This window comes from Klebsiella scottii (assembly GCF_036561945.1).
GTDB lineage: Bacteria > Pseudomonadota > Gammaproteobacteria > Enterobacterales > Enterobacteriaceae > Klebsiella > Klebsiella scottii.
Window position 1 is genome coordinate 1 of record NZ_JARXNI010000004.1, and the last position, 255, is coordinate 255.

Genomic DNA, 255 nt, shown 5'->3' on the forward strand with positions numbered 1-255 from the left:
TTCACGACGGACGTTAGCACCCGCCGTGTGTCTCCCGTGATAACATTCTTCGGTATTCGTAGTTTGCATCGGGTTGGTAAGTCGGGATGACCCCCTAGCCGAAACAGTGCTCTACCCCCGAAGATGAATTCACGAGGCGCTACCTAAATAGCTTTCGGGGAGAACCAGCTATCTCCCGGTTTGATTGGCCTTTCACCCCCAGCCACAAGTCATCCGCTAATTTTTCAACATTAGTCGGTTCGGTCCTCCAGTTAG

Annotated in this window: 1 rRNA gene; it reads right to left on the reverse strand. The window is 52.2% G+C overall.

The features are described 5' to 3' along the window. Nucleotides 1-255: ribosomal RNA gene (locus QFI97_RS00020) — 23S ribosomal RNA — on the reverse strand; the annotation flags it as partial.